Annotated in this window: 24 protein-coding genes, 2 tRNA genes and 2 rRNA genes; 10 read left to right on the top strand and 18 right to left on the bottom strand. The window is 54.1% G+C overall.

The features are described 5' to 3' along the window. The first annotated feature begins 82 nt into the window (after nt 1–82). Complete coding sequence (locus tag BUA39_RS09960) at nt 83–850, top strand: N-formylglutamate amidohydrolase (protein ID WP_072793067.1); 768 nt, start codon at nt 83–85, stop codon at nt 848–850. An 81-nt stretch (nt 851–931) separates the two neighbouring features. Then, on the top strand, nt 932–1,246 hold the full coding sequence (locus BUA39_RS09955) for a DUF1244 domain-containing protein (RefSeq protein WP_072793066.1): 315 nt from the start codon (nt 932–934) through the stop codon (nt 1,244–1,246). A gap of 141 nt (nt 1,247–1,387) precedes the next feature. Here BUA39_RS09955 and BUA39_RS09950 read toward each other — a convergent pair whose 3' ends face one another. The 3 genes from BUA39_RS09950 to dgcN are packed head-to-tail and all read right to left on the bottom strand — an operon-like array spanning nt 1,388 to nt 4,280. Beyond that, entirely contained in the window at nt 1,388–2,248 is an 861-nt protein-coding gene (locus BUA39_RS09950) for a D-amino-acid transaminase (RefSeq protein WP_072793065.1), read from the bottom strand. A 10-nt stretch (nt 2,249–2,258) separates the two neighbouring features. Next, on the bottom strand, nt 2,259–3,224 hold the full coding sequence (gene dgcA / locus BUA39_RS09945) for an N-acetyl-D-Glu racemase DgcA (RefSeq protein WP_072793064.1): 966 nt from the start codon (nt 3,222–3,224) through the stop codon (nt 2,259–2,261). Between the two features lie 54 nt (nt 3,225–3,278). Continuing rightward, nucleotides 3,279–4,280, bottom strand: a complete 1,002-nt coding sequence (gene dgcN, locus BUA39_RS09940; RefSeq protein WP_072793287.1) for an N-acetyltransferase DgcN — start codon at nt 4,278–4,280, stop codon at nt 3,279–3,281. Between the two features lie 296 nt (nt 4,281–4,576). Between dgcN and BUA39_RS09935 the strand changes: the two genes are divergently transcribed. Continuing rightward, nucleotides 4,577–5,536, top strand: a complete 960-nt coding sequence (locus BUA39_RS09935) for an L-malyl-CoA/beta-methylmalyl-CoA lyase (protein ID WP_072793063.1) — start codon at nt 4,577–4,579, stop codon at nt 5,534–5,536. Nucleotides 5,537–5,605: 69 nt separating this feature from the next. Here the strand turns inward: BUA39_RS09935 and BUA39_RS09930 are convergent, their stop codons facing one another. Beyond that, entirely contained in the window at nt 5,606–6,058 is a 453-nt protein-coding gene (locus BUA39_RS09930) for an Lrp/AsnC family transcriptional regulator (RefSeq protein ID WP_072793062.1), read from the bottom strand. Between the two features lie 72 nt (nt 6,059–6,130). On the opposite strand from BUA39_RS09930, the gene BUA39_RS09925 reads away from it, so the two are divergent. Both BUA39_RS09925 and BUA39_RS09920 read left to right on the top strand, forming a co-directional pair. Beyond that, nucleotides 6,131–6,727 (top strand): LysE family translocator, encoded by a 597-nt coding sequence (locus BUA39_RS09925; RefSeq protein ID WP_072793061.1) that lies wholly within the window; start codon nt 6,131–6,133, stop codon nt 6,725–6,727. Nucleotides 6,728–6,859: 132 nt separating this feature from the next. Beyond that, nucleotides 6,860–7,822 carry an acetyl-CoA carboxylase carboxyltransferase subunit alpha gene (locus BUA39_RS09920; RefSeq protein ID WP_072793060.1) on the top strand — a complete coding sequence of 321 codons (963 nt, stop codon included), beginning with the start codon at nt 6,860–6,862 and terminating at the stop codon, nt 7,820–7,822. A gap of 9 nt (nt 7,823–7,831) precedes the next feature. On the opposite strand, the gene BUA39_RS09915 is transcribed toward BUA39_RS09920, so the two are convergent. Both BUA39_RS09915 and BUA39_RS09910 read right to left on the bottom strand, forming a co-directional pair. Further along, nucleotides 7,832–8,482 (bottom strand): GntR family transcriptional regulator, encoded by a 651-nt coding sequence (locus BUA39_RS09915; protein WP_110721842.1) that lies wholly within the window; start codon nt 8,480–8,482, stop codon nt 7,832–7,834. Between the two features lie 50 nt (nt 8,483–8,532). Continuing rightward, on the bottom strand, nt 8,533–9,219 hold the full coding sequence (locus tag BUA39_RS09910; RefSeq protein WP_072793059.1) for a M48 family metallopeptidase: 687 nt from the start codon (nt 9,217–9,219) through the stop codon (nt 8,533–8,535). A gap of 106 nt (nt 9,220–9,325) precedes the next feature. Between BUA39_RS09910 and BUA39_RS09905 the strand changes: the two genes are divergently transcribed. The 4 genes from BUA39_RS09905 (at nt 9,326) to BUA39_RS09890 (ending at nt 12,562) form a co-directional block, all read left to right on the top strand. Continuing rightward, the gene (locus tag BUA39_RS09905) at nt 9,326–9,649 is read left to right on the top strand and encodes a TIGR02300 family protein (RefSeq protein WP_072793058.1); all 324 of its coding nucleotides are present in this window, start codon (nt 9,326–9,328) and stop codon (nt 9,647–9,649) included. A gap of 86 nt (nt 9,650–9,735) precedes the next feature. Further along, a tRNA-Ala gene (locus BUA39_RS09900) sits at nt 9,736–9,811 on the top strand. 485 nt (nt 9,812–10,296) lie between these two features. After that, the gene (locus BUA39_RS09895; RefSeq protein ID WP_072793057.1) at nt 10,297–12,084 is read left to right on the top strand and encodes a CHASE domain-containing protein; all 1,788 of its coding nucleotides are present in this window, start codon (nt 10,297–10,299) and stop codon (nt 12,082–12,084) included. 1 nt (nt 12,085) lies between these two features. Then, the gene (locus BUA39_RS09890; protein WP_072793056.1) at nt 12,086–12,562 is read left to right on the top strand and encodes a response regulator; all 477 of its coding nucleotides are present in this window, start codon (nt 12,086–12,088) and stop codon (nt 12,560–12,562) included. A gap of 76 nt (nt 12,563–12,638) precedes the next feature. Here BUA39_RS09890 and BUA39_RS09885 read toward each other — a convergent pair whose 3' ends face one another. The 9 genes from BUA39_RS09885 to BUA39_RS16915 form a co-directional block, all read right to left on the bottom strand. Further along, a complete protein-coding gene (locus BUA39_RS09885; RefSeq protein ID WP_084604934.1) occupies nt 12,639–13,361 on the bottom strand; it encodes a response regulator in 723 nt (240 codons plus the stop codon). Nucleotides 13,362–13,799: 438 nt separating this feature from the next. After that, nucleotides 13,800–14,537 (bottom strand): glutathione S-transferase family protein, encoded by a 738-nt coding sequence (locus tag BUA39_RS09880; protein ID WP_072793055.1) that lies wholly within the window; start codon nt 14,535–14,537, stop codon nt 13,800–13,802. Between the two features lie 106 nt (nt 14,538–14,643). Further along, complete coding sequence (locus tag BUA39_RS09875; RefSeq protein WP_072793054.1) at nt 14,644–15,141, bottom strand: OsmC family protein; 498 nt, start codon at nt 15,139–15,141, stop codon at nt 14,644–14,646. Between the two features lie 11 nt (nt 15,142–15,152). Next, complete coding sequence (kce, locus tag BUA39_RS09870) at nt 15,153–16,091, bottom strand: 3,5-dioxohexanoate:acetyl-CoA acetone transferase (protein WP_072793053.1); 939 nt, start codon at nt 16,089–16,091, stop codon at nt 15,153–15,155. A gap of 11 nt (nt 16,092–16,102) precedes the next feature. Then, nucleotides 16,103–16,879 (bottom strand): cyclase family protein, encoded by a 777-nt coding sequence (locus BUA39_RS09865; protein ID WP_072793052.1) that lies wholly within the window; start codon nt 16,877–16,879, stop codon nt 16,103–16,105. Between the two features lie 14 nt (nt 16,880–16,893). Next, nucleotides 16,894–18,213, bottom strand: a complete 1,320-nt coding sequence (locus BUA39_RS09860) for a TRAP transporter large permease (RefSeq protein ID WP_072793051.1) — start codon at nt 18,211–18,213, stop codon at nt 16,894–16,896. After that, a complete protein-coding gene (locus BUA39_RS09855) occupies nt 18,200–18,739 on the bottom strand; it encodes a TRAP transporter small permease subunit (protein ID WP_084604913.1) in 540 nt (179 codons plus the stop codon). The genes BUA39_RS09860 and BUA39_RS09855 overlap by 14 nt, the downstream gene beginning before the upstream one ends. A gap of 3 nt (nt 18,740–18,742) precedes the next feature. Then, nucleotides 18,743–19,252, bottom strand: a complete 510-nt coding sequence (gene dctP / locus BUA39_RS16920) for a TRAP transporter substrate-binding protein DctP (RefSeq protein ID WP_278246310.1) — start codon at nt 19,250–19,252, stop codon at nt 18,743–18,745. Nucleotides 19,253–19,291: 39 nt separating this feature from the next. Further along, entirely contained in the window at nt 19,292–19,807 is a 516-nt protein-coding gene (locus tag BUA39_RS16915) for a type 2 periplasmic-binding domain-containing protein (protein WP_207546223.1), read from the bottom strand. Between the two features lie 381 nt (nt 19,808–20,188). Between BUA39_RS16915 and BUA39_RS09845 the strand changes: the two genes are divergently transcribed. Continuing rightward, nucleotides 20,189–20,809 (top strand): TetR/AcrR family transcriptional regulator, encoded by a 621-nt coding sequence (locus tag BUA39_RS09845; protein WP_072793049.1) that lies wholly within the window; start codon nt 20,189–20,191, stop codon nt 20,807–20,809. Between the two features lie 292 nt (nt 20,810–21,101). Here the strand turns inward: BUA39_RS09845 and BUA39_RS09840 are convergent. The 3 genes from BUA39_RS09840 to BUA39_RS09830 form a co-directional block, all read right to left on the bottom strand. Beyond that, a tRNA-Met gene (locus tag BUA39_RS09840) sits at nt 21,102–21,178 on the bottom strand. A 120-nt stretch (nt 21,179–21,298) separates the two neighbouring features. Continuing rightward, a 5S ribosomal RNA gene (gene rrf, locus BUA39_RS09835) occupies nt 21,299–21,413 on the bottom strand. Nucleotides 21,414–21,593: 180 nt separating this feature from the next. Further along, a 23S ribosomal RNA gene (locus BUA39_RS09830) occupies nt 21,594–24,500 on the bottom strand. Nucleotides 24,501–24,881 lie beyond the last annotated feature (381 nt).

Here is a 24,881-nt window from a genome sequence, read left to right as displayed (position 1 = left end):
TAACTATAACGTCAGCACGTATTACGCAATTCCCTTTTCTGCGCCGCTCGCCTATTGGATAGGCGAAGGAAGCGACACAGATATGACATACAAGCCATACCATATTTACGGAGAAGACCGCCCCGGGCGCTGGATCATCACGGTAGACCATGCGCGTAACACCGTCCCACTAGAGATCAACCAAGGTGATCTTGGCTTGGATCCGACGGACATGGAACGCCATATTGCATATGATATCGGGGCTTTGGGCGTTTCGCTGCGCCTAGGCGAATTGATGAATGCGCCGGTGATTGCATCCAACTTCTCCCGCCTTGTGATTGACCCGAACCGGGGGGCAAACGACCCGACTTTGATCATGCGGCTTTATGACGGCACTCTGATTCCGGCAAACGCCGAGATCGATGATCGCGAAGAGCTGCGCCGCAAAGAGGCCTACTACGATCCCTATCATCGTGCTTTGGCACAGTTGGCAGACAGTCGTGAGGACCCCATTCTGCTTGCGATGCACAGCTTTTCACCGCGTTTGAACGGTAAAGCCCCGCGTCCTTGGGAGGTCGCCGTGCTTCACGCTGCCCATGATCGCAGGGACCTCGGACCGCATGTGATATCGCGGCTGCGCCAAGAGAGTGACCTGACCGTCGGTGACAACGAACCCTATCACGGGCATCTGCCAGGTGATTCCGTAGACCGTCACGCGCTTCGCAATGATCGCATGAATGTTCTGATCGAGGTGCGCCAAGATTTGATCGCTGACAGTGCCGGACAGCACGCCTGGGCAGAGCGGCTTGCACCGGCGCTAACAGATGCTTTGACAAAGAGCGGCTATGAAAAGCGTCTTGAACATCATTAGGTCGCGCTTAGGTGTAAATCGGAAGCGGATCGCCGCGACTGGACATCAGGCTAAGCTTGGCAACTAGAAAGGACTCTGTTGATGGATGATCAAACCCGCCTTGAATTGGAAGCGGCAGCCTTCCGCGCCCTCCGAGAGCATCTGATGGAAAAGCGCACCGATGTTCAGAACATCGACATGATGAACCTTGCTGGCTTTTGCCGCAATTGCCTGAGCCGCTGGTATCAAGAGGCCGCGAATGAACGTGGCATTGAGATGGACAAAACCGAAGCGCGTGAGATTTTCTATGGCATGACCATGGACGCGTGGAAGGCGAACTACCAAACCGACGCCAGCGCCGAGAAACAGAAAGATTTTGAAAAAGCGTTCAAAGAGAACGTCACGGATCAGAAATAGGGGCGCTGCCCCTCGGCCTGCGGCCTCACCCCGGAGTATTTTTGCAAAGGTGAAATTGGGGAAAGCGTAGCCGGGCGCGCCGCCACAAAAAAGAAACCCCGCCAGCAAAGGGCGGGGTTTTTTGTTTGATTCTGAGAAAGCTTAGATCGCTTTCGCGCGGGCTTCTTCCAAATAGATTTCACGCAGCCGCTTAGCGATTGGGCCGGGTGTCCCGTCGCCAAGCTGCGCGCCGTCAATCTCAACCACTGGCATGACGAAGGCAGAGGCGGATGTGGTGAAAGCCTCGTCCGCTTCCTTGGCTTCGTCGATCGTGAAAAGACGCTCTTCAATGGTCATCTGCGCTTCTTCCGCCAGACGCAGCACAGCCTTACGGGTGATCCCATGCAGGATGTCGTTGGACAGCGGACGCGTGATGATTTTGCCGTCTTTGACGTAGTAGGCGTTGTTGCTGGTGCCTTCGGTCACATAACCGTCTTCCACAAGCCACGCATCGTCGGCGCCCGCGGCCTTCGCCATCATCTTACCCATGGATGGGTAAAGCAGCTGAACGGTTTTGATGTCGCGACGACCCCAGCGGATATCGTCGATGGAAATAACCTTCGCGCCTTTTTGCGCGGCTGGGCTGTTCGCCAGACCCGGCTTGTTCTGGGTGAACAGAACCAAGGTCGGCTTGGTGTCTTCGGATGGGAAAACAAAATCACGGTCGCCATCGGAACCACGGGAAACCTGCAGATAGACCAGACCTTCTTCGATCTCGTTCAACTCAACCAGTTTGCGGTGAATTCCCAGCAGTTCTTCTTTGGTGCAAGCGGACTGCATGTCCAGTTCGTTCAAAGAGCGCTCCAGACGCACGGCGTGGCCTTCGAAATCGATCAGTTTTCCGTCGAGAACCGACGTCACCTCATAGACGGCATCCGCAAACAGGAAACCACGGTCAAAGATCGAAACCTTGGCTTCGGTTTCAGGCAGGTATTCACCATTCACATAAACGGTACGGGTCATCTTGGTCTCCTTAACCCCAGAGTGCTGGTACAGGCGGATGCACACCAGCGGCATCAAAATTCAAAGGCACATCGCGGTCTTCGGCCAACAAGAGCGGGCCGTCAAGGTCTGTGATCATCGCGCCCTGTGCCACAAGCGTCGCAGGCGCCATCGCCAAAGAGCTACCAACCATGCAACCGACCATGACTTTATAGCCCTCGGCCAGCGCCTCTTCGCGCAGCTTCAAGGCTTCGGTCAGACCGCCGGTTTTGTCGAGTTTGATGTTCACAACATCATATTTGCCTTTGAGCTTTGGCAGGCTGGTGCGGTCATGGCAGCTTTCGTCGGCGCACACCGGAACTGGGCGTTCCATGCCGATCAGAGCGTCATCTTCGCCCGCGGGCAGCGGCTGTTCAACAAGCGCTACACCCAAACGCACCAAATGCGGCGCAAGATCTGCATAGATCTCGGCGGACCAACCTTCGTTAGCATCGACAATGATGGTTGAATTCGGGGCACCTGCGCGCACGGCCTCAAGACGCGGCATGTCATCCGCTGTGCCAAGTTTGATTTTCAGCAGCGGGCGATGGGCATTTTCAGCAGCCTGCTTTTGCATGTTCTCTGGCGTATCCAGAGACAGCGTATAGGCGGTGATCTCTGGTCCCAAGGCGTCCAATCCCGCCAATTCGCGCGCAGACTTTCCAGAAGTTTTTGCTTCCAAATCCCACATCGCGCAATCAACCGCATTGCGTGCCGCCCCAGCGGGCAGCAGGTCTTGCAACTCTGCGCGGGTGAACTCTGCTGGCAAGCCTTCGATTTCAGCGGTCACGCTTTCCAACGTTTCATTGTAACGCGCATAGGGCACACATTCGCCCCAGCCCGTGATGCCATCCTTCTCGATCTTGACGGTCAGAACCTTTGCCTCGGTCCGCGATCCTCGAGAGATGGTGAATACCTGTGCCAAACGGAATGTGTCCGCGGTCACGGTGATCTTCATGCGTCTGTCCTTTCGACGGAAAAAGGGCGCCTGTTTCCAGACGCCCCTTACTAATCAGATCGCGGCCAGCGCGTCTACCAGACGGCCTGCACCGTGACGATATGGGTCGACGGTTGGCAGACCCATCTCTTCTTCGACCTTAGCGCAATAGGCGGTGGCCTCTTCGTCAGAGAGGTGCTGCGTGTTGATCGAGATGCCAGCGACCACAACGTTCGGATTCGAAACTTTCGCCAAAGTCAGGGCGACATCACGCAATTCTTGAAGTGATGGCAGCTTGAAACCTGGCAGGCCGCGCATGTGTGTGCGGGTTGGTTCGTGGCACAGGATCAGCGCGTCTGGCTGGCCGCCATGCACCAGCGCCATGGTCACGCCAGAGTAGGACACGTGGAACAAAGAGCCCTGACCTTCGATGAAGTCCCAGTGGTCTTCGTCGTTGTCTGGGGTCAGGTATTCAACCGCGCCCGCCATGAAGTCGGCGATGACCGCGTCCAGTGGGACGCCAGAGCCAGTAATCAGGATACCCGTTTGACCGGTGGCGCGGAAAGTGGATTTCAGGCCACGTTTCTGCATTTCCGCGTCCATCGCCATGGCGGTGTACATCTTACCGGCGGAGCAGTCGGTTCCAACCGCCAAGCAGCGCTTACCGGAACGAGGGATACCGGTTGCAATTGGGTATTGAACGGAAGGAATGCGCACATCATGCAACGTGCGGCCATGCATCAGGGACGCAGCGACCAGATCGCCCTCGTCAGACAGCAGGTTGTGCAGGCCAGATGCGATGTCGTAGCCAAGTTCCAGCGCCTTCAGCAGTACTTCTTTCCACGCTTCAGAGATGACCCCACCGCGGTTCGCAACGCCAACCACCAGCGTCTTGGCACCAGCTTCGAGGCCTTCTTCAAGTGTCATCTCGGTCAAGCCGAGGTCAGCGCCGCAGTTTGGCAGGCTGATTTGGCCGATGGCGTTCTCTGGGCGCCAGTCACGGATGCCGATCGCCACTTTCGCGGCCAACATGTCAGGCGCATCGCCCAGGAAAAGCAGATATGGAGTCTCGATCATTGCCGCGGTCCCTTTGGAATAAGTTAATCTCGCGATAATTCTCCGATTCCCGGCACAATTTGATCCCGAAATCTTTGCGATATCAGCTTCAGAGACAAGACATTTGCGATATTGCGTCAAATCTTCGAAGATTATTTCTCCGAAGTGATATTTCGCGAAGAATCCACCACCAGCCCCACACGCCGCAACGCAGCGTAATTTTGCCGCGAATGCAAAGAAATCCATTGCGAGATGACGCGCAATTTAATATCGGTTTCCGCAACAAATTCGCAATTTCGTTACTCGGAGACTTCCAGATGAGCTTTCGCATCCAACCCGCCGCCCCCGCGCGCCCGAACCGCTGCCAACTGTTTGGGCCGGGCTCTCGTCCTGCCATCTTCGAAAAGATGGCGGCCTCTGCAGCCGATGTGATCAACCTTGATCTGGAAGATTCCGTTGCGCCCAGCGACAAGGACAGCGCGCGCGCCAACATTATCGAAGCGCTCGGGTCGATCGATTGGGGCAACAAATATATGTCCGTGCGGATCAACGGACTGGACACGCCCTACTGGTACCGCGATGTCGTTGATCTGTTGGAGCAGGCCGACGAACGCCTTGACCAGATCATGATCCCAAAGGTGGGTTGCGCAGAAGATGTCTATGCGGTCGACGCTTTGGTGACTGCCATCGAGACCGCAAAGGGTCGCGCGAAAAAGATTTCCTTCGAAGTCATTATTGAATCCGCTGCTGGGATCGCACACGCAGAAGAGATCGCCGCCTCTTCACCCCGCTTGCAGGCCATGAGCCTTGGTGCTGCGGATTTCGCAGCCTCTATGGGGATGCAGACCACCGGGATCGGCGGTACGCAGGAAAACTATTATATGCAACGCGGAGAGGACAGACATTGGTCTGACCCGTGGCACTGGGCACAGGCCAAAATCGTTGCGGCCTGCCGAACACATGGCGTTCTGCCTGTTGACGGGCCGTTTGGTGACTTCTCTGACGACGCCGGGTTTGTTGCTCAGGCGAAACGTTCTGCAACGCTTGGGATGGTCGGCAAATGGGCCATTCACCCGAAACAGATCGCGCTGGCGAATGAGGTCTTTACCCCGTCTGAGGAAGCTGTGTCCGAGGCCCGTGAAATCCTCGCCGCCATGGAAGACGCAAAAGCCAAGGGCGAAGGCGCGACCGTTTACAAAGGTCGCCTTGTCGACATCGCGTCGATCAAACAGGCCGAGGTGATTGTGGCGCAGGCAGAGTTGATCGCTGCAAACTAGACACTTTCTGGTGGGGCCATTCGCCCTGCCCTTTCGGCAACCCGTTCTTAGCTCTCTCGGGTTGCCGACTTAACTACGCGCGTCCTTGGGTGAGCCCATGACCACATAGCTGGTGATCGAATGGACCTGCGGCAGAACCCCCAAAACATCCGTGTGAAACATCTTATAGGCTGCAAGGTCCGTGGCCTCGACCCTTAGCAGGTATTCCACGGCACCGGTGATGTTGTGGCATTCGATGACTTCTGGCGCACGCGAGATCGCTTGCTCAAACGCTTCTTGAGCGGCCTTGGTGTGCTGATTGAGCCCGACCGTGACATAGGCCACAAACCCAATGCCACGCCTGCTGCGGTCCAATACAGCCCGATAGCCGGTAATCACACCCGAACGTTCCAATTCTTGCACGCGGCGCAGGCAAGCCGACGGCGAAAGGCCGACTCGTTCCGCCAAATCAAGGTTGCTGATCCGCCCATCGCGCGACAAGACCTGCAATATCTGTTCGTTTATGAGATCATCTTTCGCCATTGATTGTGAATATTTCTCGATTTCGCACATAAACGCAACTTAAAGTTCCGCGACTTCGTGCACGATTGTTCTATGACGCTAGAGCACTTACTTCTGACATTATCCTTTGCCTTTGCCACGGTGATAACACCAGGCCCCAACAACCTGATGCTGATGGCCTCGGGTGCAAATTTCGGATTTCGCCGCAGCCTGCCACACATGCTGGGTGTCGGCTTAGGCTTCCCGACCATGGTCTTCTTGGTAGGTGTAGGGGTCATGCAAGTCTTTGATTTGTGGCCTGTCAGCTTCAAAATTTTGCAGGTGTTTTCGTTTGGCTATCTTCTTTACCTCGCGTGGAAGATTGCCAATGCCTCTGCCCCCGGTAAAGGCAAAGCTGGCAGCAAACCACTAAGCTTTCTGCAGGCCGCCAGCTTTCAGTGGGTGAACCCAAAAGCTTGGGGAATGGCGCTGTCGGCCATCACCACCTACGCCACAAGTCGCGAATTGTTCGCTGTCTTGGTCGTTGCTGGATGCTACGTCGCCTGCAGCGTCATATCGACAAGTAGCTGGACTTTGCTCGGCCAGGAAATGCAGCGCGTTCTGACCAATCCGACGCGTCTGCGTGTCTTTAACTATAGCATGGCCTTCTTGTTGGTCGGTACAATGATCTGGGTGACACTGAAGGGATAAGGGCAAACACCTTACCGCGTCAGATGCCGCCATTGAATAGCAAAGCGAACTGCCCATTCATGGCACCAGCCCAAGCTTGCATTCAAACTGACGCCGCGCCATATAGCAGTTTGCTACATGTGAGAGGACGCAATGACCAATTACCTCGATTTTGAAAAACCACTGGCCGAAATTGAAGGCAAAGCCGAAGAATTGCGGGCGATGGCGCGGCAAAATGAGGAAATGGACGTCTCTGACGAAGCGGCGGCGCTTGATCGCAAAGCAAGCGAGATGATGGAAGAGCTTTACAAAAGCCTGACCCCTTGGCGGAAATGTCAGGTGGCCCGTCATCCAGAGCGCCCGCATTGCGAAGACTATATCAAAGCCCTGTTCACAGAATTCACGCCTTTGGCTGGGGATCGCAACTTTGCTGATGACCACGCGGTCATGGGGGGCCTCGCGCGATTCAATGACCAGCCTGTCATGGTGATTGGCCAGGAAAAAGGAAACGACACGAAATCCCGGATCGAACGTAATTTCGGCATGGCCCGCCCGGAAGGCTACCGCAAAGCCATCCGGCTGATGGAAATGGCGGACAAGTTCAACATTCCGATCATCACGCTGGTGGACACACCCGGCGCCTACCCCGGCAAAGGTGCCGAAGAGCGCGGCCAATCCGAAGCCATCGCGCGCAGCACCGAAAAATGCTTGCAGGTCGGCGTACCCGTGATTTCTGTCATCATCGGCGAAGGCGGCTCTGGTGGTGCAGTTGCTTTGGCGACGGCCAACAAACTCGCAATGCTTGAGCATTCCGTCTATTCGGTCATCACGCCGGAAGGCTGTGCGTCAATCCTTTGGAAAAACGCCGACAAAATGCGCGAAGCCGCAGAAGCGCTGCGTCTGACAGCGGGCGACCTGCTGCAATTGGGTGTTGTAGATCGCAGCATTGCTGAACCTTTGGGCGGCGCACACCGTGGGCGCAAATCGGCCATCAAAGCCGTCGGCGCAGCGATTTCTGAGATGCTGAAAGAAACCAGCGGCCTCAGCCGCGAAGAGTTGGTCAAAGCACGTCGTCAGAAGTTCATGGCACTGGGCAGCAAAGGCCTCGCAGCCTAACAAAATGCCTTAGGCTGTCAGGTGTCGTAAGCCTTGGGTCACGTCCGACCGAACCGCAAGCCGAAGCCCCGGTTCATCGCCGGCCTTTAATGCCGCGAGTATCAGGCGGTGGAACTGCGGCGGTTCGGCTTGGCGCAGCCGCCCATATAAGGCGCGCATTGTTGGCCCAAGCTGCAGCCACACGGTTTCCGCCATCGCCAGCATCGCTGGCGCCTGCGCACGCAGGTAAAGCGCGCGGTGAAAATCCAAATTCGCGCTGATATAGCCGACCGCATCACGCTGCGCGACCCGTTCGGCAATCGAGTTATTGATGGTTTGCAACCGTTCAATCAGCGCCATATGCGCGCGTGGAAGCGCACGGCTGGCGAGTTCGACCTCGATCAACGCCCGCAAGGCGGCAAGTTCTTCGATCCGGTCATTTGTCAGTTCCGGGGTCGACACCCGCCCGGAGGCCGACATAGTCAATGCGCCCTCGGCAACAAGCCGACGGATCGCTTCACGAGCGGGCGTCATCGACACCTCGTATTCTTGCCCTAGCCCCCGCAGTGTCAGGGGATGCCCCGGCAGGATTTCCCCATGCATGATCCGCGTTCTTAACCCGCGATAAACCCGATCATGGGCGGAGGTTGTATGCTCGGAACTTCGGATTTGTGCCATCATACGGCGAATGTGATCACATTTCTGCCGAGCGTCAATTGCTCAATGCGCCATCAGAACCTGAAACGGTGCAATTTTTCACCATGTTGTTTCAACCAGTTCCGCTCCATTTGGTGGGGGCCATAGATCTGATCCACCACGCTCCAGAACGCCGGAGAATGGTTCATCTCCACCAAGTGAGCCACTTCATGCGCCGCCACATAACGCAGAACCTCGGCAGGGGCCATAATGAGCCGCCATGAAAACATCAGCCCGCGCTCTGAGGTGCAAGACCCCCAACGCGACCGCGTGTCCCTGAGCGTCAGCTTTGTGTAGTCCACGCCCAGCGCCCCGGCATAGTGATCTGCCGCCTCCTTCAACCGAGCGCGCGCCTCAGCCTTCAGGAAACGTTCGACCTTGGGGCCAACTTCGGCCATGCCATGCGGCACACAAAGCTGTTCCCCCTGAACGCACACGCGCACCGCCGCTGAGGCGACGATATCAAGCAGGTCACCCTGAAACGGCAGGCTATCCCCCACCGTCACACAGACTTGCTCTGGCCGCTCGGCAAGCTGTTTGCGAATCCAGCTTTCCTTCTGACGCGCAAAGGCCAAACCTTCATTCTCTGGCAGACGATTTGGCAGGGTCAGAGTGACTTTTCCGTCCAACCGAGACACCCGTAATGAAATGCGACGCGCGCGCGCGTTACGACGCAAATGCACAGCAATTTCTGGCTCTCCTGGCAGAAAATGTAGCGTCATGGCACTCCCCCGCGCACTGCTCGCCTGATACCCTTTGACTTGCCCCTTCACTTATGGCAGTTGGCGCGGACTGTCGACAAGACTCACGTGATTTAGGGGGATTCCAATGCCCAAAGAAGAATGGGGCGTTAAGCGCCTGTGCCCGACAACCGGCAAACGTTTTTACGACCTGAACAAAAATCCAATCGTCAGCCCTTACACCGGTGAGGTCGTTGAGCTGGAGAGCGGCAAAAGCCGCATGATCGCTGCTGATGACGAAGATGCGGCGACACTGAAAGCCAAAGCCGCAAACGCGGATGACGCCGAAGTTCTGGAAGATGATGACGATGTAGATATCGATCTGGAAGATGATGTTCTGGACGAGGATGATGACGACAACGTATCGCTGGATGACATCGCGGATGTGCCAGCGGATGACAGCGACGACTGATCAAAATCTGGCGGGATTTTTCACTTGATCCCGCCAGATGAAGCGCCTAAGTAAGCGCGCACAGACGAGATGATCTGTACCATTTCGGGGCCTTAGCTCAGCTGGGAGAGCGCTACAATGGCATTGTAGAGGTCAGGGGTTCGATCCCCCTAGGCTCCACCAAAATCCCATGACATAGCAGCATTAACGCAATTCTCTTTAGCGGATACCCTTTGCGGCGTGGTTGCATGAATGTGCGGAAATGCACGCCAAGCCTGCTTAAGCGCGATTGAAGATCGCTTTCACTTCGTAGAACAGATTTGAACAAAGTCTGCTACTTCACCTCACAAGCAGTAGCCGATTCAATCGCGCAAATCCTTAGGCTTTCCACCAATTCATGGACCTGCTTTTACCCCAGTATTCTTACTACTAGGGCATTCTTCGTTCCAGCCCGCGAACCTGAAGAACCCGGAATCGGGCTAAACTAAGTTACCTCAAATCATTAGATAAATTGGCGATGTTTTCGGCGCTATTCATTGCTGACTAAATACGCCCACCAGAGGTTACTACCAATTTAATAAAACTAAAACAAATAGCGAACATTAGGGAATTGTTAAGGTGAAAAGCCCTAGGTTGCGACTGTCCTATTCGGATTGATTGGAGCAGACATGACTGGCACTGATATTTTCGAACGCTCAACTGGCCGCATTTCTGCGCTGCATCTCATCATCATCGGGCTTTCTTTGACGATGACTTTGGGGGCATGGCTCTATTCCAAGAAACAGCTCGAACATCGCATTGAAAGCCGCTTTCTTGCGGCGCGGGACAGTACGGTTGATCTGATCCTAGACAGCATGTCGCGCTATGAGGATGCGCTTTGGTCGGGGGTTGCTGCGATCTCTGCGCTGGGTGGCGACGTGGACATGCAAGAATGGAAAGTCTTTGCGCAGTCGTTGAATATCGATCAGCGCTATCCGGGCGTGAATGGCGTGGGTGTGATCCACTATGTCCCGCGAGAGACTCTGCCGGCTTACCTTGCAGAGCGTGAAGCGGAGCGACAAGGCTTCGAAATCTATCCGCAGCATGATCAGGGCTTCTCGCTGCCCATCACCTATATCGAACCAGAGGATGTTAACGCTGCCGCTGTCGGACTTGATGTTGCACATGAAGTCAACCGACGCACTGGTTTGCTGGCCAGCCGTGACACAGGGCGCTCAAAGATAACAGGCCCTATCGTTTTGGTGCAGGATAGCGATCACACACCGGGCTTCCTGTTTTATGCGCCTTATTATTCAGGCGGCATCCCGGAAACTTTAGAAGAACGTCGCGAACAGTTTCAGGGGGTTGTCTACGCACCATTTGTAGTGCGCAAACTGGTCGAAGGTCTTCTTTCGAAGGAGCGGAGAGATGTTCATTTTAGCATTCGCGACGGAGAGCAAACCATTTATGACGAACACGCGATCGATGATGGGCTGAGCGATGCAAACCCGCTCTATACCGACACCGTGTCGCTGGATCTTTATGGGCGCAATTGGGAGATTGAGGTGCGCTCTAATCTCGCGTTTCGCACGAACAATGGGTTTGAACAGCCCACGCTTATCCTATTTGGCGGCCTAATCATCGAGGCGCTGATCATTGCGTTATTGATCTCCATGGCGCGCGCGAATAGCCGTGCACGCTCCTACGCGTTTGAATTGACAACTGAACTCCGAGGAAAAAGCGAAAAACTTGAAATGGCCAACGCCGAGATTGAGCAGTTTGTCTATGTTGCCTCCCACGACCTAAAAACACCGGCGCGTGGCATCGGGTTCTTGACGGACCTCATGGAAGAGGACTTGTCAGAACATGTGAACGATCAAGAGGCACATGGCGCTTTGCAAATGCATCTCGATCTGATCCGGGAACGCGTCGAACGCATGCATGCGCTGACGCGGGGTATCATGGATTATGCGCGCGTCGGGCGAAGTGATCTAAGCCACGACAATGTCGCGCCCGAGGAGATCATCAAGGCTTGTATTGCTGATTTCGAAGTCGATACGGCACAGGTACATTTGGAAAGCGATGTCGAAAAGATTGTTGTTGATAGTCATAACTTCAGGCGCATCCTGGAAAACCTGATCGGGAATGCCTTTAAATATCATCCCGATCCCGCCAAAGCGCATGTGGCGATCACGATTTCAGAGAAGCCTGACCACCTGGAAGTCATGGTTGCCGATGACGGCGCCGGTATCGCACCGCAATACCATGAGCGGATATTTGAGGTTTTTCAGACGCTACGCACGTCAGAGGACCAGGAAAGCACAGGCATCGGTTTGGCGATTGTTAAGAAACTCGTGGAACAACATGGAGGGACTGTTCGCGTGGATTCGGATGAGGGCCGCGGCGCTTGCTTTGTTTTCCAATGGCCCAAAACCCTGCTGAACGAACGCCCCGAAGGTTTGGGAAAGGTGGCCTGATATGCCGGATCAGATGAATATTCTACTGGTTGAAGACAACGCGATCGATGCAATGTTTGTCACTCGCGCGATGGAGAAAGTGAGGTCCAATGGACAGATTGTGCACGCGAAAGACGGGCAAGAGGCATTGGAAATGCTCACACATCAAAACGAAGAAACGCATCTCCCGCAGCCATTTTTCATACTTCTCGATATCAACATGCCGCGCATGAACGGCCATGAATTCCTGCAAGTCATGCGTGGCGTCGACGGCATCTCAGACAATGTCGTTTTCATGTTTACGACCTCAGACAACCCGCAAGATATTTCAAAGGCATACAAAAATCGGGCAAATGGCTACATCGTAAAACCAGAAGATCTCAATGGGCTTAAAAATGTCCTCTCCGTTCTGCAGGATTATTGGCATTTGTGTGAAGCGCCAGATGGTGCGGTTTCTGACCTGAAAGAAAGGTGCTCAGCAGTTCAAGCAAAAGGGTAACGGTTGTACGGAGGCTCCCTGCATCTCTGACCCGCTCGTGGTTCTGCAGCCTGAAGGAACTGACGGCGACGAGCCTTTATTTCAGTCGTTGAACGACTGACTCCAAGTCATCGACAAAAGTTGTCAGGTCAAAACAACCCCGTTCAAGCAATGTGAAATTTGGCAGTAGCAATGGATCGATGTCATCGCTAGTTCGGTTGATCGCTTTCAGACTGCGTAGCGTTTTGATCGTATTGCTGAGGATGATACGCATTTCCGGGCCGCAGGTGTTTAGAAAGCGTGTGATGGTTGCCTTGACCTCACGTTCCAAAGCGCGTGCACCGGCGATTTCCGCGTACATCACCCGGCGCTCAATCGCCGAAGCAATAGATTTGGACAGCGCAGATACTGTCAGCTCTTCTTTTACAAGATAATCCGCACATCCGATGCGCATGGCTTCAACAGCCACACGGTGTTCCGTTGCGCTTGTCACCATGATGGGAATCGTGCCGGTCTGATCTTCATGGGCCAAGATGATGCGCAAAGCATCCATGCCATTGTCCAGGCCAAGCTTGTGATCGATAAAGATCACGTCATAACTCTTTTTGTCGATCGCAAGGCGTAACTCTGTAAGCGTGGAAGCCTCATCACATGCGCAGCGCAGACCTGCCTGCTCACAGGTACGGATTAGGCGCAATCGATCCAGCTGGTCATCATCAAGCGACAGAATTTGTAGTCGGCGCTGCGATTCAGTGCTGAGGTGTCCACCTAGTTCAGCGGGTTCATTGTCGGTTTTACGGGTATCAAGTTCTCTGCTCACACGCGCCCCCAATGCACAATGGTTGTTGATCAGCAACGTCACATCGGCATCGGGAAATGAAGATGCTGAAGACTGTCGTGGGTCGCTGTAGTTTCTTACCAATTCAAATATGCGGCATTGGTTGCTAATGGCTTAAATGCCCTTGCAAACACCCGAAAACTTCAAGCGCATTTAGCTAAAAACTGCGGAAGTTACTGAGCGAGGATGGCCGAATTTGGGTCAGTATCGATGGCGGGAAAAAGAAAGCCTATAAGAATCCAAACGACGACCTGAATGGTCCAAGGCAGTCGGTTTCGTTCACCAGAGCCGGATACCCAGCAAATCTGACGCAATTCTAGCGTTTTGATATGTTCTTAGGCGAAGGCGCTCATGAAATTCATTTCAGATCAGCAGAATGGCAGATCATGATCGATATGTGGGACCAGACGGAAAATCTAATTAGCTAGAAATCGCATAGCGTTCTGACACCCGCGTTCCGGGGGCGAAGGTTTGCTTGAAGCAATCGCGCTGCTGTACCGCTGACCACCAGCGTTGAACATGGGGGGTGTCGCCCCAGATATGGGACAGGCCAAGGTCATTCATACGGTCAATCGTCGGGATCACGCAAACATCGGCGAGCGAGAAGCTATCTCCGCAAATCCATTCACTGGCGCTCAGCGCCTTTTCCATCCGTTCAATGGTCATTCGAAGGCGTTTGAGCGAAGCATCATATTCTTCTGTGCCGACCCCGTCGCGGCCCAGGCTTTTGTAGAGCGCAGTTCGAAGCGGCCGCGCCTGCGCTTGTTGTTCAAGTTCTTCATCTGATTTGTCGGCCCAGAGTTGGACAAACGCTTTATTGAAGGAAGGCACTCTGATTGCGACGGTTGGAACCTCTTCAAGAAAGCGGAGCCACGCGCGCATCCGGGCTTTCCCAAGCGCGTCCTTTGGTGACAAGGCAGGGTCTGGAAATACTTCGTCCAAATATTCAACGATGACCGAACTATCGATGACCGGCTCACCGTCATGCACCAACGTCGGGACGACGCCGTTTGGGTTCAGCGCAAGATATTCCGGCGTCAGATGTTCCTCTTTCCAAAAATCGAGCGCTATCGCCTCGAAGTCGATCCCCTTCTCGAAAAGGCATAGGCGGACCTTCTGGGAGCATGTTGAATACGGGCTGTGATATAGCGTTTGCATTACGTGTTCCTTCTGTGGTGCCGTCTCAGTCTCTGCAGCAAGCAGCGGATGTTGGGGCGGCCTTCCTCATCCGGGGAGGCGTCAGAGGAAGGCCACATGAAGCTGGTTAGGCTTCAATCTCGTAAAATCCGTCACCTGTCTTCAAGCGGTGGCGAATTTCGTTTTTTTGTCCAAGGGTCTGCTCGATGAAGCAGCCTTTCTTCGCGGCTTCGATCAGTGCGATCTGCTGCTCAAGCGGAGCACTGGAGTCTAGGTGGATGTCGAAATGAAAACCCTTGGGTTCCGTTTCGTAAATCCGGTCAACGGGCGTCCAGCGCCAGACGACTTCGCAATCAACGGACAAGTCGTCGACGGGTATCTTCAACCTTTTTCCGAAGGCACGGATCTGTGTCATCAAGCAGCCGGTTAGGTCGCCGACGAATAGGGCGAGTGGTAACGGCGCGCTGCCATCTCCACCGTGAAACTTCCCTTCGTCGGTGGCAAGCTGAAAGCTTTCCTTCATTGGGTGCTCGAGCCGCACATCCATGTCTGCGCGCATTTTGCCCGACGCTTTGCCGGTACAACGGAAAACAATGTCATTTGCATCATATGTTTGATCGGTCATCTGTTTTCCTTTCAGAATTGAACTTTGTCGCCGCCCTTGAGGGTCAGCATTTCGCGCGCTTCATCAGGTGTGGCAATTTCATGCCCCTGTGCTTCCAGAAGCGACCGGATTTTGCGCACCTGTTCAGCATTAGAAACCGCCAGTTCACCGGGTGAGATAAAGAGTGAATCCTCAAGACCCACACGCACGTGGCCGCCCATTTGCGCCGAGACCAGCGCAAGCGGGATTTGCGCCTTACCTGCACCAATCACCGACCATTGATAGTCAGTGCCAAACAGGCGATCAGCCGTGCGTTTCATAAAGACGAGGTTGTCAATCTCGGCGCTGATGCCGCCCAGAATGCCCATGACAAACTGAATAAAGATCGACCCTTTGAACATCCCCTGATCCATGCAGAATTTCAGGTTGTAAAGATGGCCGACGTCGTAGCACTCATGTTCGAAGCGAATGCCATGGCCTTCGCCGAGCTCCCGCGCTGCCAATGCGATATCCGCAAAGGTGTTGCGAAAAATGCCGCTTTCAGAGTTCTTGATATAGTCCTCTTCCCAGTCGTGCTTGAACGTTTCATAGCGTTTGGCCAGCGGGTGGAAGGAGAAGTTCAACGACCCCATGTTCATCGACGCCATTTCCGGTGAAAATGTCCGCGCTGGCGAAATTCGATCTGCGATCGAGTGCGTGATAGAGCCCCCTGTCGAAATATTCACAACCGCATCTGTCGATTGTTTGATACGCGGTAAGAACAGCGAAAAGTCGTCTGGATTGATCGACGGTGCCCCGTTTTCGGGATTGCGCGCGTGCAGGTGCAAAACGGCTGCCCCGGCCTCTGCGGCTTCGATTGCCTGCGACGCGATATCATCTGGCGTGATCGGCAGCGCGTCTGACATTGTCGGCGTATGGATCGCGCCAGTCACGGCGCAGGTGATGATTGTTTTCTTCTTGGTCTTAGCCATTGTCTTTTCCTTTATTCGTCAAGAATGGCAACGGCCCGGGTGAAGCCGGCGGAACCGGCTTTCAACTTCATCGGGAAGCAGCAGACTTGAAATCCGTGATTTGGAAGGCACTCGAGGTTCGTCAGCTTTTCCATGTGGCAATAGCCGATATCGATTGAGGCACGATGCCCTTCCCAAATGATCGATGGATCTTGGGTTTCGGCCCATTCGGCCGCAGTCGAGACAAAGGGCGCATCCCAAGACCAGGCATCTGTGCCGCCGATCTTTACCCCTTGGTTCAACATCCACAGCGTTGCATCACGGCCGATGCCACATCCGCGTTTCAGATAAGATGGGTCGCCGTAGTAGCGCCCAGCGGTTGTATTGATCAGCACAATGTCAAACGGCGAAAGTTCATATTCGATCATTTCAAATGCCGTGGCCATCTCAGCTTCAGTCACCACGTGCCCATCCGGAAAGTGGGTGAAATCAAGTTTCACACCCGGACGAAAACACCAATCCAGCGGCACCTCATCGATGGTGATGGCGCGCTTGCCGCCATCCATTGTCGAGTGATGATGATAAGGCGCATCAAGATGTGTGCCGTTGTGGCTGGACAGCACGAGCTTTTCCACGGCCCAGCCTTCGCCGCCCGGCAGATCTTCCTTGGTCAGCCCTGGAAAGAAGCTGGCCATCTGATCAACCGTATCTTGGTGGCTGAGGTACTCGATCTGAGGCAGCATCGCGTCCGGGTCTGAAACGATGCCCGCTTCAAGCGGCACAGAGATGTCGATGATGGTACGTGTCATGTGTCTCTCCAATCTCAGTTCACGAGGTACGTCGCCATGGCTGGCCAAAGCAGCAACATGAACACAACGACCATCATGATTGCAGCAAAGGGCGCCGCGCCGCGGAAGATGTCCCAAAGGGTGATGTCAGACCCGTTCAACGTGGCTTTGATGACGTAGACCGAGACTCCGAACGGCGGTGTCAGCAATCCGATCTCGATCGCCAGAACGGTCACGATCCCAAACCAGACCGGATCCAGCCCGGATGGCCCGAGCACCGGCAGCATGATCGGCACCATGATCAGCAGGATTGATGAGCTATCAAGGATCATGCCCATCAGCAGCAACACCGCCACATAGATCAGCATCAGCCCCCAATACCCTAGGTCAGCGTTCGCTGTCAGATCAGCAATGCCTGCAGGCACACCTGAGAATGCCAGCATGCGGGAATACATCTGCGCGGCGATGATCATCATGCAGATGCTGGCTGTCACCAAACCTGCATCGACCAGAATGCGGCCAAACTTTTTGAAGGTCAGACTGCGCCGCAGAAGCGCCAAAAACAACGCAGCAATCGATCCCATTGCGCCGGCTTCAATCGGAGTGAAGAATCCAGAATAAATGCCGCCAAGAACGATCAGAATAAGAAAGACGATGGGGGATCCACGGCGAAGCGTTTCAGACAAGCCAAGACCTCCGTCTTCGCCGCCCGCATTCAGAGCCGCCTGTGAGCCAATCATGTCCGGCCGAATGTAGGCCGCCAGAACAATGCCCAAGGCAAAAAGGATTGCCAGAACAATGCCCGGGATAACCCCAGCAAGGAACATATCGCCAACCGATTGCTCTGCGATCACAGCAAAAAGGATCAACAGCAGGCTTGGCGGGATCAGCATGCCCAGAACAGAGCTACCGGCAACGACGCCCGTGGCGAACCGCGGGTTATAGCCATGGCGGATCATCTCTGGCACAGCGATTTTTGTGAAGACGGCTGCAGAGGCAATCGAAATTCCGGTGATGGCCGCAAATATCGCGTTGGCCGCAACGGTGCCAACGCCCAAGCCGCCCTTGATCCGTCTGAAAAAGGAGTTTGCCACGTCATAGGCATCTCGACCCATGCCCGTTTCCGAAACGATGAAGCCCATCAGGACAAACAGGGGGACAATTCCAAAGAAGTAGCTTCCGATGGAGTCGTTTGCCGCTTGGGCCATAAGTTTGACCGCAAGGTCAGGGGAGCCTTTGATGGCCCAGACTCCCGCGAAGGAACACAGCATCAGCGCCACGGGCACAAACAAGCCTGCCAGCACCAAAAGCACCATCACGATCAGGGAGATCATACCGATATCAAATGGCGTCATCGGTCGCCCTCCACCTGTTGATGATGCGCGCCGCGAATTGCAGGACGAGCAAGGTTGAACCAATGATGATGGCCACTTTCACCGGCCAGACAGGGGCTGTGAAATCGCCGATCGCGCCTTTGAATTCGCCACGCGTCCAAGCTTTTTGCAAAAGCGGCCACGTGCCATAGGCAACGATGCCGAAAACAATGAGCCCAAGGCCGTCAAAAATCGTTTCAACGATTTTCGCGAGAAAGGGTGCTTTCAGCTGCAGCATCGAAATGAAGGTGTCAGAGCGCGTCAGACGATTGGCGGCAAGCGCCGCTGGCGTTTGCAGAAACACAATGACGGCAATTGAGAGCGCAACGATTTCCGGAACGCCAGAAATCGGCTGCCCCAGCAAATTCCGGCCCGCGACGTCCAACCCAATGAGCGCCATGACAGCGAATATTAGAGCAGAACCGGTAAAGTTTGCGCTTACGATAAGTGCACTTAGCCCCTTCCGGGCGATCTTACGACCGCCCGGTGGTTGAAATTCTTCCGACATTGGTTATTCCTCGGACCAATCCCACAAAGGCGTCGCGCCAGCGTCTTTCGCGGCAGCCAGGTATTTCTCAAGGATTTCTGTCGCTGGCTGGTTTTGGCCATCAAGACCTTTTGCCCAAACCTGCGCCGCATTATCCATACCGTTGACCCAAGCTGCGCGCATCTCGTCGGATGCAACAGTCACCGTCGCGCCAGCTTCTTCCATTTTGGTCAAAGCAGCCGCTGCGGCGGTTTCAAGCTCTCCGACATACCATTCACCGGCCTCGTCTGCGGCAGCAAACATCGCTTCTTGGATGTCTTCTGGCAGGCCTTCGAACCAGTCTTTATTGGCGCAAAGCGCGCCAGCATGCTGCGCCCCAAGACCAACGCGCGTCACATAGGGGGCAACTTCGTAAAGCTTACCCGGAAGTGCTGCAGAGGCGAAAACAATAACGCCGTCATAAACGTTAGTGCTCAGTTCATTGTAGTAGGTGGTCAGGTTGCCAGACACCCCAACGGCCCCGGTCCCAGACAGCCAGTTGACCGCAGGTCCGGGGGCCGCGATTTTCCGGGCTTAAAGGTCTGCCAAGGACGAAACTGGGAAGTCCGTCATAATGAGATAGTCATCAATCACCACTGGCGCGCCGAGGTAGACCACGTCGTTATCCGCATATGCCGCCGTCATAGACGGTTCATTGCGGTGCAGATCGTTAATCACTTCGGACACAACCCGAACGTCGCTTGTGACGAATGGTGTATAGTACGTCACGTTTTGAACGGCGAGTTTCGACGGATCAAACAACGATTGGCACACACCAATCTCTGCGAGACCGACGCCCACTGTCTCAAGCTCTTCGCCGACACCTGCGATGGCCCCGCCGAACTGGTTGGTGAAGGTCGCGGAATGCCCAGCAGCTTCAAGACGCGCTGTGAGATTGGGTTCAAAGCTTTCTGATATCATGCGCACCCAACGGAACACCGCCGGGTGACCGGCGACAACAGTGGCGTTCAGGTCCTCTGCCATTGCTTGCGGAGCCGTTGTGGCAAGTGCTGCTGCGCTACAAAGCAACGCACAGGTAAAAGTCTTCATGTCTTCCTCCCTATAATCTGATCGAATGAGCCGCACGCTGATTTCGGCGCGCTTTCCGGCTCTCGATCTCCTCCTTTTCCACCTAGTCTACTCGAAAATGACTGCGGCAGAATCCCTTCGATGTCAGCAAGCCTATGAGCTAACTGATCGATCAGTCAACTATTAATTCGAAGTTCGTTTCGGCGTCCAATCCGCGCGCTACGCCAGCAAAACAGGGACGCCTCGCAAAACATTAAGCTTCGCCAATCAGGTCTAGGTAAAGCGCAATGTCTGGTACCTCATTGGAAATATGGATAAATCGCCCGCACAGGATTCGCGGTTGAAACAAAGTTCAAGCGCCGTATGATCTTGACTGATCGTTCAGTTTGAGAGGGGTTTGCCTTGGAAAAAACCAGTGAAATCGACGCGCGTGATCGCATTCTGGATGCGGCCGAGGTCGAATTTGCCGCAAATGGATACGGCGATGCCGGTATGAAAGCGATCGCCACGCGGGCGGGAGTCGCGCAGGGCTTATTGCATTACCACTTCAAAAACAAAGAGCGGCTCTATGGCGAAATGGTGGGTCGACGCGCGAAGCTCATCAGCGCAAAACGGATCGAAATGCTCGACGCCGTTGACCTCTCAGAACCGGATGCGCTGGAGCGTATTTTTGAGGCTTTCTTCAGTCCGCCACTCGGTAAGGAAGGCGGAGGTCCGACCTGTGCACGCATCTTTGCACAACTCGCGGTTGGTAACGAACGGGACCAAAAACTGGTCGAGACTTACTACGACGCCGGCGCAAAGAAATTCATCCACGCTCTGCAAACCGCATTGGGTGACGAGACCTCCGAACGCGCAACATGGGCCTATTCTTTTGCCTTGGGGGCCTTGATTGGCGTAATTGGCCGGGATGGCCGACCAGAACGGCTTATGGGCAAGTCCAAAATCCCAGAGACCGACCTGCGCTTGGAGCTGATACCCCGTTTGGTAAATTTCGCCGCAGGTGGCGCGCGCGCTCAGTGATTGGTGGCAATCAATAGACTTATCCTGCCCAGCGACTCCTTCGCGAAACGTGCAGATTGTAGACAACCATCGTGCAGCCATTCATCGAACGTCAATAATTGTCGGGCAGATAACGTTGAGGGTAATTTGAATTGGGCAAATTAAGCTTGCTGTGCCAGAGATTTCATGTGTCGAAGCGTTATGCTGCGCTATATCGCACCCGTTGCTTCCACAGTGCTTCCAGCGCCGATTTTCCAAGCACTAGCAGTCCTACTAGTAGGGCCTCTAAGCGTTTGATATATTGCGTTGAATTTGGTTGCGGGAGTAGGATTTGAACCTACGACCTTCAGGTTATGAGCCTGACGAGCTACCGGGCTGCTCCATCCCGCGCCATGATCTTTGCCTAGTGCTTACGCGTCTTTCGGCTAAGAATGCGCTATCGATGATTGGCCATAGGCTTTCATCGAATATTCATCGTTTTTGAGAGACACTCTGTAGGCTGTTTATTAGGTTTGGCGATGCCCTACTCTCCCACACCTTAAGATGCAGTACCATCGGCGCAACGGTGCTTAACTGCCGGGTTCGGAAAGGGACCGGGTGTTTCACTCGTGCTATGATCACCAAACCGAATAAACGGCCTAGAGGGTTCGACATTTGCATTTTTTGCAAAATCGAGGGTGTTGTCCAAGTCATTTATTGATGCGCTACCGCTTACGCTACTTGAGCGCTTTGGAATTTCATCAATTTGTACTGTGTGTTGTGTATGCTTCTGGATCGCAGAATAGATGTCTGTCTATTACTGGATCAAATCAAGCCTATCGGACCATTAGTACCGGTCAACTGAATGCATTGCTGCACTTACATCTCCGGCCTATCGACGTGGTGGTCTACCACGGTCCTCAGGGATACCTTGTTTTGAGGGGGGCTTCCCGCTTAGATGCCTTCAGCGGTTATCCTGTCCGATCATAGCTACCCTGCACTGCTGCTGGCGCAACAACAGGTCCACCAGTGGATCGTTCACCCCGGTCCTCTCGTACTAGGGGCAACTCCTCTCAAGTATCCTACACCCACGGCAGATAGGGACCGAACTGTCTCACGACGTTCTAAACCCAGCTCACGTACCTCTTTAAACGGCGAACAGCCGTACCCTTGGGACCTGCTCCAGCCCCAGGATGAGATGAGCCGACATCGAGGTGCCAAACACTGCCGTCGATATGGACTCTTGGGCAGTATCAGCCTGTTATCCCCGGCGTACCTTTTATCCGTTGAGCGATGGCCCTTCCACTCGGGACCACCGGATCACTATGGCCGTCTTTCGACTCTGCTCGACTTGTCAGTCTTGCAGTCAGGCTGGCTTCTGCCATTGCACTCAACGAGCGATTTCCGACCGCTCTGAGCCAACCTTCGCGCGCCTCCGTTACGCTTTAGGAGGCGACCGCCCCAGTCAAACTACCCGCCACACAGGGTCCCGGATCCGGATAACGGACCGCGGTTAGACATCAAGCAATGCAAGGGTGGTATCTCAAGGGAGGCTCCACCGCGACTGGCGTCACGGTTTCAATGCCCACCACCTATCCTGCACATGCATGGCCTGATGCCAGTGTGAAGCTGTAGTAAAGGTGCACGGGGTCTTTCCGTCTAACCGCGGGAAGCCTGCATCTTGACAGGCAATTCAATTTCGCTGAGTCGATGTTGGAGACAGTGGGGAAGTCGTTACGCCATTCGTGCAGGTCGGAACTTACCCGACAAGGAATTTCGCTACCTTAGGACCGTTATAGTTACGGCCGCCGTTTACCTGGGCTTCAATTCGGAGCTCTCACCCCTCCTTTTAACCTTCAGGCACCGGGCAGGCGTCAGACCCTATACGTCGTCTTGCGACTTCGCAGAGCCCTGTGTTTTTAGTAAACAGTCGCCACCCCCTGGTTTGTGCCCCCAGCCAATACTTGCGTAGAAACTGGGCCTCCTTCTCGCGAACTTACGGAGGTATTTTGCCGAGTTCCTTCAACATCGTTCTCTCAAGCGCCTTGGTATTCTCTACCAGTCCACCTGTGTCGGTTTAGGGTACGATCTAGCGATGGAGCTATTTCCAGGAACTGCTAAGCGGCCCCTCCAATCCAATAAGGAGGAACAACCGTCGCAATCCGTCACTTCCATCTGGCCCAGGAATATTAACCTGGTTCCCATCGACTACGCCTTTCGGCCTCGCCTTAGGGGTCGGCTTACCCTGCTCAGATTAGCTTTAAGCAGGAACCCTTGGACTTTCGGCGAGAGTGTCTCTCACACTCTTTGTCGCTACTCATGTCATCATTCTCACTAGTGATCTCTCCACCGGATGGCTCACGCCCCAGCTTCATCGAAAGCTTCGTGTCTCCGACACTCATTATATGATGTCCTACCGCTTCGCTACTTGAGGACTAAATCCTCCAGCAACAAATTGATACGATATCAATGAGTTAAAGAGACATGAAGCTATGTCACACTACGCTCTGCTACCACAGTGCATTCCCGAAGGAATGTCACTATCCTAGACTTCGGCTCATGGCTTGAGCCCCGTTACATCTTCGCCGCAGGACAACTTATTTAGACCAGTGAGCTGTTACGCTATCTTTAAAGGATGGCTGCTTCTAAGCCAACCTCCTGGTTGTTTTGGTCGTCCCACCTGCTTTCCCACTTAGCCATGAATTAGGGGCCTTAGTCGTAGGTCAGGGTTGTTTCCCTCTCCACTACGGACGTTAGCATCCGCAGTGTGTCTGCCATCTAGTACTCCCGGGTATTCGGAGTTTGATTAGGATCAGTAAGGCTGTGGGCCCCCATTACCCATTCAGTGCTCTACCCCCCGGGGTATTCGGATGACGCTCTACCTAAATAGATTTCGCAGAGAACCAGCTATCTCCGAGTTTGATTGGCCTTTCACCCCTAGGCACAACTCATCCCGACCTTTTTCAACAGGTGTGGGTTCGGACCTCCAGTAAGTGTTACCTTACCTTCATCCTGGTCATGCCTAGATCACTCGGTTTCGGGTCTAATGCATCTAACTCAAGCGCCCTATTAAGACTCGCTTTCGCTGCGCCTACACCTAACGGCTTAAGCTTGCTAGATACACTAAGTCGATGACCCATTATACAAAAGGTACGCTGTCAGCCCTCAAGGGGCCTCCAACTGATTGTAGGCGTTCGGTTTCAGGTACTGTTTCACTCCCCTTGTCGGGGTGCTTTTCACCTTTCCCTCACGGTACTGGTTCGCTATCGGTCAGTAAGGAGTACTTAGCCTTCGAAGGTGGTCCTCCGATCTTCAGACAGGATTTCACGTGTCCCGCCCTACTTAATACATCCTTCAAAGCTTCCTATACGGGGCTATCACCCGCTATGGCCGTGCTTCCCAACACGTTCTAGTCACTTATCAGGCTTGGCTGGTCCCCGTTCGCTCGCCGCTACTAGGGGAGTATCAATTGATTTCCTTTCCTCCGGGTACTTAGATGTTTCAGTTCCCCGGGTTTGCTCTTAAAACCCTATGTATTCAGGTCTTAAGTACCTGGTTCAGCAAGTTATAAAATGCAGAGCATTTTATAACAAACTGTCAGGTGGGTTCCCCCATTCAGAAATTCATGGATCAAAGCTTATTCTCAGCTCCCCATGACTTATCGCAGAGTATCACGTCTTTCATCGCCTCTTACTGCCAAGGCATCCACCAAACGCCCTTCTCGCGCTTGATTTGATCCAGAAATAGAAAGACACGTTATGATGTCCTACCGCTTCGCTACTTGAGGACTTGATTGCTCAAACTCAAATAATGTCGCGCTAGAGGCATCGTGCCAATCGCGATGCTCAGGCTGGCAAGCCCTTACATCTTCTTCCTGAACCAAAAGTCATACATAATTTCCCGCTCTTTACCTTGGAACCCAGACTGCCGATGTCGGTCGGCCCCGTCTGGAAGATAAAGAACATTTGAGCAATCTCTCGATTGCTCGGGTTAGTGTACTTGACTTGGACAACTCTGTTCGTTTCAGCCGGCAGACCCTTGGAAGACCGAGGAAACAGTCTTGATCAAAGGCTCGCTCAGGACCAAGGCCCCTCGCACCAAACTGAGATCATCC

It is taken from the genome of Cognatishimia maritima (assembly GCF_900129685.1).
GTDB classification, from domain to species: Bacteria; Pseudomonadota; Alphaproteobacteria; order Rhodobacterales; family Rhodobacteraceae; genus Cognatishimia; species Cognatishimia maritima.
This window is presented reverse-complemented; position numbering and strand designations above follow the sequence as displayed.

What these genes read in the sequence shown, in the direction of transcription:
- BUA39_RS09960 (WP_072793067.1), top strand. Translation starts at nt 83, where the DNA reads ATGACATACAAGCCATACCATATTTACGGAGAAGACCGCCCCGGGCGC.
- BUA39_RS09955 (WP_072793066.1), top strand. Translation starts at nt 932, where the DNA reads ATGGATGATCAAACCCGCCTTGAATTGGAAGCGGCAGCCTTCCGCGCC.
- BUA39_RS09950 (WP_072793065.1), bottom strand. Translation starts at nt 2,248, where the DNA reads ATGACCCGTACCGTTTATGTGAATGGTGAATACCTGCCTGAAACCGAA.
- dgcA (WP_072793064.1), bottom strand. Translation starts at nt 3,224, where the DNA reads ATGAAGATCACCGTGACCGCGGACACATTCCGTTTGGCACAGGTATTC.
- dgcN (WP_072793287.1), bottom strand. Translation starts at nt 4,280, where the DNA reads ATGATCGAGACTCCATATCTGCTTTTCCTGGGCGATGCGCCTGACATG.
- BUA39_RS09935 (WP_072793063.1), top strand. Translation starts at nt 4,577, where the DNA reads ATGAGCTTTCGCATCCAACCCGCCGCCCCCGCGCGCCCGAACCGCTGC.
- BUA39_RS09930 (WP_072793062.1), bottom strand. Translation starts at nt 6,058, where the DNA reads ATGGCGAAAGATGATCTCATAAACGAACAGATATTGCAGGTCTTGTCG.
- BUA39_RS09925 (WP_072793061.1), top strand. Translation starts at nt 6,131, where the DNA reads ATGACGCTAGAGCACTTACTTCTGACATTATCCTTTGCCTTTGCCACG.
- BUA39_RS09920 (WP_072793060.1), top strand. Translation starts at nt 6,860, where the DNA reads ATGACCAATTACCTCGATTTTGAAAAACCACTGGCCGAAATTGAAGGC.
- BUA39_RS09915 (WP_110721842.1), bottom strand. Translation starts at nt 8,482, where the DNA reads ATGATGGCACAAATCCGAAGTTCCGAGCATACAACCTCCGCCCATGAT.
- BUA39_RS09910 (WP_072793059.1), bottom strand. Translation starts at nt 9,219, where the DNA reads ATGACGCTACATTTTCTGCCAGGAGAGCCAGAAATTGCTGTGCATTTG.
- BUA39_RS09905 (WP_072793058.1), top strand. Translation starts at nt 9,326, where the DNA reads ATGCCCAAAGAAGAATGGGGCGTTAAGCGCCTGTGCCCGACAACCGGC.
- BUA39_RS09895 (WP_072793057.1), top strand. Translation starts at nt 10,297, where the DNA reads ATGACTGGCACTGATATTTTCGAACGCTCAACTGGCCGCATTTCTGCG.
- BUA39_RS09890 (WP_072793056.1), top strand. Translation starts at nt 12,086, where the DNA reads ATGCCGGATCAGATGAATATTCTACTGGTTGAAGACAACGCGATCGAT.
- BUA39_RS09880 (WP_072793055.1), bottom strand. Translation starts at nt 14,537, where the DNA reads ATGCAAACGCTATATCACAGCCCGTATTCAACATGCTCCCAGAAGGTC.
- BUA39_RS09875 (WP_072793054.1), bottom strand. Translation starts at nt 15,141, where the DNA reads ATGACCGATCAAACATATGATGCAAATGACATTGTTTTCCGTTGTACC.
- kce (WP_072793053.1), bottom strand. Translation starts at nt 16,091, where the DNA reads ATGGCTAAGACCAAGAAGAAAACAATCATCACCTGCGCCGTGACTGGC.
- BUA39_RS09865 (WP_072793052.1), bottom strand. Translation starts at nt 16,879, where the DNA reads ATGACACGTACCATCATCGACATCTCTGTGCCGCTTGAAGCGGGCATC.
- BUA39_RS09860 (WP_072793051.1), bottom strand. Translation starts at nt 18,213, where the DNA reads ATGACGCCATTTGATATCGGTATGATCTCCCTGATCGTGATGGTGCTT.
- BUA39_RS09855 (WP_084604913.1), bottom strand. Translation starts at nt 18,739, where the DNA reads ATGTCGGAAGAATTTCAACCACCGGGCGGTCGTAAGATCGCCCGGAAG.
- BUA39_RS16915 (WP_207546223.1), bottom strand. Translation starts at nt 19,807, where the DNA reads ATGAAGACTTTTACCTGTGCGTTGCTTTGTAGCGCAGCAGCACTTGCC.